Origin of the sequence: Phenylobacterium sp., from assembly GCF_016793225.1 — a bacterium.
Classification (GTDB): Bacteria; Pseudomonadota; Alphaproteobacteria; order Caulobacterales; family Caulobacteraceae; genus Phenylobacterium.
Window position 1 is genome coordinate 21,945 of sequence record NZ_JAEUMN010000058.1, and the last position, 6,621, is coordinate 28,565.

A 6,621-nucleotide genomic window follows, 5' to 3' on the forward strand; every position below is an offset into this window, starting at 1 on the left:
GCTCAGAGGACAGCGGGGGCGCCGAACGTCAGGGGGCTGTTCCCCTGCGCGCGCCGTCAGCCGAGGTCCATCCGCCCCGTGAGCCAGAATACGCCGGACGTCCTGAAGACCACCCCGCTCACTGACGACCACGTCGCGCGCGGCGCGCGGATGGTTCCGTTCGCCGGCTATTCCATGCCGGTGCAGTACGCCGACGGCGTGATGAAGGAGCACCTCTGGACGCGCGAGCACGCCGGCCTGTTCGACGTCTCCCACATGGGCCAGGCGCGCCTGCGCGGCGTCTCGCCCCTCTCGGCCTTCGAGGAGGTGGTCCCCGGCGACTTCATCGGTCTTGCGGCCGGCAAGCAGAAGTACTCGGTGCTGCTGAACCGGACGGGCGGGATTATCGACGACCTGATGGCCGGCCGGCCGACCTCTCCGGATGGACGGGTCGACGACGATCTCTTCCTGGTGGTCAACGGCGCCTGCAAAGACAACGACTTCAAGGTCATCGAGGACGAGCTCGCCGGCCAGGTCGACGTGGTGCGCCTGGAGGACCGGGCGCTGATGGCGATCCAGGGCCCCGAGGCCGCCGCCGTCGTCCAGGCGCACGTGCCCGCCGCGGCCGACATGGTGTTCATGGACATCCGCGCGATGCCCGGCTTCGGGACCGACCTCATCATCTCGCGCTCGGGCTACACCGGCGAGGACGGCTACGAGATCTCCGTGCCGGCGTCCGAGGCCGTGCGGGTCTGGAACCTGCTGCTGGCGGACGATCGCGTGCGGCCCATCGGCCTCGGCGCCCGGGACTCGCTGCGGCTGGAAGCCGGCCTGCCGCTCTACGGCCACGACCTGGACGAGACCGTCTCGCCGATCGAGGCGGGGCTCGCCTTCGCGGTCAACAAGAACCGCCGCGAGCAGCGCGACTTCCCGGGCGCCGCGCGGATCGTCAAGGAGCTGGCCGAGGGCCCGGCCCGCGTGAAGGTCTGCCTGCGCGTGCTGGAAGGCGCCCCGGCCCGCGAGGGCGCCGAGGTGGCCGACGAGTCCGGAAACGTCGTCGGCGTCGTCACCTCGGGCGGCTACTCCCCCTGCCTCAAGGCGGGCATCGCGCTGGCCTTCGTGCCGCCCGCGCTGAAGACCGTGGGCGCGCGCCTGCAGGTCATCGTCCGCGGCAAGCCCCAGCCCGCCGAAGTCGTCCCCAGCCCCTTCGTCCCCCACCGCTACGTGAGGAAGGTCGGATGACCCGCCCGCGCCGCAGGCGCAGTCCATTCACCACCAAGCCCACCAAGACCACGAAGACGACCAAGCCTTTGTCACCGTCTTGGCGAACTTGGTGACCTTCGTGGTTCAAAACGACGGCGCCTCCGGCGCGCAGAGCTTCTAGGAGAGAGACCCGATGCGCTTCACCAAGGATCACGAGTGGGTCGAGCTGGACGGCGACGTGGCCACCGTCGGCATCACCGCCTACGCCGCCGAGCAGCTGGGCGACGTGGTGTTCGTCGAGACGCCCGACGTGGGCAAGGCCGTGAAGGCCGGCGACGCCTTCGCCGTGGTCGAGAGCGTCAAGGCCGCGTCCGACGTCTACGCCCCCGTCTCGGGCGAGGTGGTCGAGGCCAACGGCGAGCTCGCCGGAGCCCCCGAGACCGTCAACGCCGCCCCCGAGGCGGGCGGCTGGTTCGCCAAGGTGAAGCTCGCCGACAAGGCCGAGTACGACGCCCTGATGGACCGCGACGCCTACGAAGCCTTCCTGGCGACCCTCTGACCGCGCGCAGCGCAATCAAACTTGACCACGAACCACACGAACCACACGGACACGTTCAAGCCAGGCTCAGCCGTGCCGCTCGCACAGCCCGTTCGTGTGGTTCGTGTGGTTCGTGGTCGATCAATACAGCGCCTGCGGCGCGCAGGACCTAGCGGATTGAGCTCATGAGATACCTGCCCCTGACCGCCGACGACCGCGCCGAGATGCTCGGCGTCATCGGCGCGCCCGACATCGACGCGCTGTTCGCCGACGTGCCGTCCGCGGCCCGCCTGCCCGGCCCCGTCGACCTGCCGCGCCACGCCGGCGAGCTGGAGGTGGAGCGCGAGCTCGCCGGGCTGGCCGCCCTGAACCGCGCCGCCGGCGCCGGGCCGTTCTTCTGCGGGGCGGGCGCCTACCGCCACCACGTGCCGGCCACCGTCGACCACATCATCCAGCGGTCCGAGTTCCTCACGAGCTATACCCCCTACCAGCCCGAGATCGCGCAGGGGACCCTGCAAGTTCTCTTTGAATTTCAAACACAAGTGGCGGGCCTGACGGGCATGGACGTGGCGAACGCGTCCATGTACGACGGGTCGACCGCGTGTTCCGAGGCCGTGCTGATGGCCAAGCGGGTGAACCGGCGGGGCAAGGCGGTGCTGTCGGGGGGGCTGCACCCCCACTACGCGGCCACCACCCAGACCATCGCGCACGCCGAGGGCATGGAGATCGTGCGCCTGCCCGCCGCGATCGACGCCGAGGCCGCCGTCATCGACGCCATCGACGACCAGACCGCCTGCGTCGTGGTCCAGACGCCCAACGTGTTCGGCGTCGTCACCGACGTGACGAAGATCGCCGAGGCGGCGCACGCCCGCGGCGCCCTCCTGATCGTGGTGACCACCGAGGCGGTCTCGTTCGGCCTGCTGAAGAGCCCCGGCGAGATGGGCGCCGACATCGCCGTCGCCGAGGGCCAGTCCATCGGCAACGCCCTGAACTACGGCGGCCCCTACGTGGGCCTCTTCGCTACCCGCGAGAAGCTGGTCCGCCAGATGCCGGGCCGCCTCTGCGGCGAGACCGTCGACGCCGACGGCCAGCGCGGCTACGTGCTGACGCTGTCGACCCGCGAGCAGCACATCCGCCGCGAGAAGGCGACCTCCAACATCTGCACCAACTCGGGCCTGTGCGCCCTGGCCTTCACCATCCACATGACCCTGCTGGGCGGGACGGGCCTGCAGCAGCTCGCCCGCATCAACCACGCCCGGGCGCGCGAGCTGGCGCGGGCCGTGGCCGGCGCCGGGCTCGAGGTGCTGACGCCGCGGTTCTTCAACGAGATCGCCGTGCGCACCAAGGGCCCCGCCGCCCCGCTGGTCGAGCGGCTGGCCGCCCAGGGGATCCTGGCGGGCGTCCCCTTCTCGCGCCTCGACCCGCACGCGGGCCTGGACGACGTGCTGCTGCTCGCCGCCACCGAGACCACCACCTCCGACGACATCGCGGCGCTCGCCGCCGCCCTGAAGGCTCTCTGACGATGACCATGAACACCGTGGGCCGACCCACCCGCCCCGAGGGCGCCGCCGCCGGCGCCGAGGGCTTCCAGTCGCTGACCGGCGCGCGCGGCCTGGTCCAGGACGAGCCGCTGATCTTCGAGCTGGGCGGCTGGACGAAGACCGGCGTCGACCTTCCGGACGTGACCGAGGACGCGGACGACCTTGCCGGCCTCACCCGCGCCGGGCTCGAGCTGCCGGGCCTCTCCGAGCCCGAGGCCATGCGCCACTTCGTGCGCCTCAGCCAGAAGAACCACGCCATCGACCTGGCGCTCTATCCGCTGGGCTCGTGCACCATGAAGCACAACCCGCGCCTCAACGAGAAGGCGGCGCGGATGGCGGGCTTCGCCGACCTGCACCCGCTGCAGCCGGTCTCGACGACCCAGGGCGCCCTGGCCCTGATGGACCGCCTGGCCCACTGGCTGAAGACCCTGACCGGCATGCCCGGCGTGGCGCTGTCGCCCAAGGCCGGCGCGCACGGCGAGCTCTGCGGCCTGCTCTGCATCAAGGCGGCGCACGAGGCCGCCGGCCAGGGCAGCCGCCGCACCGTGCTGGTCCCCACCAGCGCCCACGGCACCAACCCCGCCACCGCCGCCTTCGTCGGCTACACCGTCACGGAAATCGCCCAGACCGCCGACGGCCGCGTCGATCTCGCCGACCTGGAGGCCAAGCTCGGCGACCATGTCGCGGCGATCATGGTGACCAACCCTAATACATGCGGACTATTCGAGCGCGACATTATTGACATCGCCAAGCTTACGCATGCGGCTGGCGCCTACTTCTACTGTGACGGCGCCAATTTCAACGCCATCGTGGGCCGCGTTCGGCCTGGTGATCTTGGCGTCGACGCCATGCACATCAACCTGCACAAGACCTTCTCCACCCCGCACGGCGGCGGCGGGCCGGGCGCGGGGCCGGTGGTGCTCTCGGCGGCGCTGGCGCCCTTCGCCCCCGCCCCCTGGGTGGTCAGCGGCGAGGCCGGCCTGGCGCTCGCCGAGGCCGCCGAGGGCGAGGCGGCCCAGGCCTTCGGCCGCATGTGCGCCTTCCACGGCCAGATGGGCATGTTCGTCCGCGCCTACGCCTACATGCTGAGCCACGGCGCCGACGGCCTGCGCCAGGTGGCCGAGGACGCTGTGCTGAACGCCAACTACATCAAGGCCCGCCTGGGCGACGTGATGACGCCGGCCTTCCCCGACGGCCCGTGCATGCACGAGGCCCTGTTCGACGACCGCTGGCTGGACGGCACCGGCGTCACCACCCTCGACATCGCCAAGGCCATGATCGACGAGGGCTTCCACCCGATGACCATGTACTTCCCGCTGGTCGTCCACGGGGCGATGCTGATCGAGCCGACCGAGACCGAGTCGAAGCGCGAGCTCGACCGCTTCTGCGACGCCCTGCGCGCCCTGGCCTTGGCGGCCAAGGGCAACGACGACAAGGACCGCTTCAAGAACGCCCCGCACCTGGCGCCCCTGCGCCGCCTGGACGAGACCCTGGCCGCCCGCAAGCCCAAGCTCGCCTGGCGCCCGGAGACGCTCGCGGCGGAGTGACGCGGCATCGCACAGGGATCGTGGACGAGCCGCGGGATGACGGGAGCGCACAGGCTCTGCACCGTCCCTGTGTCGAGCCTGCATGAGGGGTGTGGCGCCCGCGCCATCAGCGGCGGAATACGGTCGCGTTAGGAAAATTTAACGGCGGGTCGTCTTTACGAGTCTCCCGGACGTAAGCATATGAACTTTGTGACGACGGATCCTCCCCGCTCCGCCGCGCACTCCCCAGGACTACCAAGTGACTTTCGCCATGCCCTCTTTGCGCGTCTATCGCGCTGCGGATGACTTCGCGCGCGAAGTCGCCGGCCGCATCAAGCGGACGGGGATGGTGCTGCTTGGCCTGGCGATCATCGCCCTCGGCATCCTCATCGCCCCGATCCCTGGCCCCGGCGGCATCCCCGTCATCGTGGTGGGCGTGATGATCGTGCTGCGCCACAGCTTCAAGGCGCGCCGGCAGTTCGTGAAGCTGCACCGCGCCTATCCGAAGACCCTCTACCCGATCCGCCGCCTGCTGCGGCGCGAGCCGGAAGTGGTGGCTCTCTTCTACCACCAGACCCTGCGCGTCGAGCGCATCCTGCTGCCTCGCAAGCTGCGGTGGGTGAAGGGCGTGCGGCGGCGCTTCCGGAGGCGGTAGGCGCCGCCCTGACGCCCCGGGACGACGTCGCCGCCGGTTGAAGCGCGACCGTCAGATCGTCGGGACCGTTCCCCCGTCGATGACGTACTCCGCGCCGTGGATCGACGCCGCCCGCGGCGAGGCCAGGAAGGCGATCAGTTCGGCGACCTCGTCCGGCTCTGCGGGACGTCCCATGGGGACGCCCCCGAGCGCGTCGAGGATGCTCTGCCGCGCTGCATCCACATCGCCGCCCATGCTCTCCGCGGTGCGCCGGACCAGCGCATCCGACGCCTCCGTGTAAATCCAGCCCGGCGAGACGACGTTGATCCTCACGCCCTTGGGTCCCAGCTCCCGCGACAGCACCTTGCTGTAGGTCGTCAGCGCCGCCTTCGCGGCGGCGTAGGCGATCGTGGAGTCGGGCAGCGGCAGCTTCCGCTGGATCGACGACACGTGGATCACGGCGCCGCCGCCGCGGTCGACCATCGTCGGAATGAGCGCTCGATCGAGCCGCACCGCCGCCATGAGGTTGAGGTCGAGCTCGGCGCGCCAGTGGTCCTCGGTCAGCGCCGCGAAGCCGCCCGCCGGCGACGACGAGCCGCCGACGACGTGAACGAGGATGTCGACGCCGCCCATCCGCTCAAGCGCAGCCTCCGCCAGCCGGGCCGGGCCCAGCGTCGTGCTCAGGTCGGCCGCGACCACTTGGGCGCCCGCGGGGACGTTCGCGTCCGCCCGCGCGGCCGTCACCACCGTTGCGCCCCCGGCGACGAAGCGCTGCACCGTCGCCAGGCCCGCGCCCTTCGTGCCGCCCGTGACCACCACGCGGCGGCCTTCGAACTCCGTCCTGAGGTCCAGCGACATCATCCTGCGATCTCCAGGGCCGTGATCGCATCGCCGCGCAGGGCGAAGCGGAAGGTCAGGCGGATCGGGCTGCCGGGGAAATCGCCGGCGGTCGGCCCCTCCACCACGGCGATCCCGTCTTCCATCCGGCAGGTTTCGGGCGTGAAGACCGCGCGGTTCGCGATCGTGGCGTCCAGGATCCAGGCTCGGATGTCATCCCGCCCGGCGTGGCGGCGGGCCTCGTCGGACACGACCGCGTCGTCGGCGAAGGCCGAGAGCATGCCGTCGGCGTCGAGGCGCGCGTTGGCCGCGACATATGTTCGGATCGGGGATGGCAGCTCGATGGGCATGAGTGTCTCCGTG

General features: G+C 70.9%; 7 protein-coding genes. 5 read left to right on the forward strand and 2 right to left on the reverse strand.

Features of this window, described 5'->3' with window-relative positions; all coding sequences use genetic code 11:
* Nucleotides 1–78: 78 nt before the first annotated feature.
* The 5 genes from gcvT to JNK30_RS06845 all read left to right on the forward strand — a co-directional run bounded on the left by gcvT (nucleotide 79) and on the right by JNK30_RS06845 (nucleotide 5,442).
* On the forward strand, nucleotides 79–1,221 hold the full coding sequence (gene gcvT / locus JNK30_RS06825; protein WP_293481308.1) for a glycine cleavage system aminomethyltransferase GcvT: 1,143 nt from the start codon (nucleotides 79–81) through the stop codon (nucleotides 1,219–1,221).
* Nucleotides 1,222–1,375: 154 nt separating this feature from the next.
* Entirely contained in the window at nucleotides 1,376–1,741 is a 366-nt protein-coding gene (gcvH, locus tag JNK30_RS06830) for a glycine cleavage system protein GcvH (protein WP_293481309.1), read from the forward strand.
* A 164-nt stretch (nucleotides 1,742–1,905) separates the two neighbouring features.
* Nucleotides 1,906–3,240, forward strand: coding sequence for an aminomethyl-transferring glycine dehydrogenase subunit GcvPA (gene gcvPA / locus JNK30_RS06835; protein WP_293481310.1), 1,335 nt, complete (start codon nucleotides 1,906–1,908; stop codon nucleotides 3,238–3,240).
* Nucleotides 3,241–3,242: 2 nt separating this feature from the next.
* Nucleotides 3,243–4,808 (forward strand): aminomethyl-transferring glycine dehydrogenase subunit GcvPB, encoded by a 1,566-nt coding sequence (gcvPB, locus tag JNK30_RS06840; protein WP_293481311.1) that lies wholly within the window; start codon nucleotides 3,243–3,245, stop codon nucleotides 4,806–4,808.
* A 250-nt stretch (nucleotides 4,809–5,058) separates the two neighbouring features.
* Complete coding sequence (locus JNK30_RS06845; protein ID WP_293481312.1) at nucleotides 5,059–5,442, forward strand: hypothetical protein; 384 nt, start codon at nucleotides 5,059–5,061, stop codon at nucleotides 5,440–5,442.
* 51 nt (nucleotides 5,443–5,493) lie between these two features.
* Here JNK30_RS06845 and JNK30_RS06850 read toward each other — a convergent pair whose 3' ends face one another.
* Entirely contained in the window at nucleotides 5,494–6,282 is a 789-nt protein-coding gene (locus tag JNK30_RS06850) for an SDR family oxidoreductase (RefSeq protein WP_293481313.1), read from the reverse strand.
* Nucleotides 6,279–6,621, reverse strand: a 343-nt coding sequence (locus JNK30_RS06855; protein WP_293481314.1) for a nuclear transport factor 2 family protein, incomplete at its 5' end; no start/stop codon positions are given. The genes JNK30_RS06855 and JNK30_RS06850, both read right to left, overlap by 4 nt.

Coding starts and splice junctions, on each gene's coding strand:
- gcvPA (WP_293481310.1), top strand. CDS start 1,906: ATGAGATACCTGCCCCTGACCGCCGACGACCGCGCCGAGATGCTCGGC.
- gcvH (WP_293481309.1), top strand. CDS start 1,376: ATGCGCTTCACCAAGGATCACGAGTGGGTCGAGCTGGACGGCGACGTG.
- JNK30_RS06850 (WP_293481313.1), bottom strand. CDS start 6,282: ATGATGTCGCTGGACCTCAGGACGGAGTTCGAAGGCCGCCGCGTGGTG.
- gcvPB (WP_293481311.1), top strand. CDS start 3,243: ATGACCATGAACACCGTGGGCCGACCCACCCGCCCCGAGGGCGCCGCC.
- JNK30_RS06845 (WP_293481312.1), top strand. CDS start 5,059: ATGCCCTCTTTGCGCGTCTATCGCGCTGCGGATGACTTCGCGCGCGAA.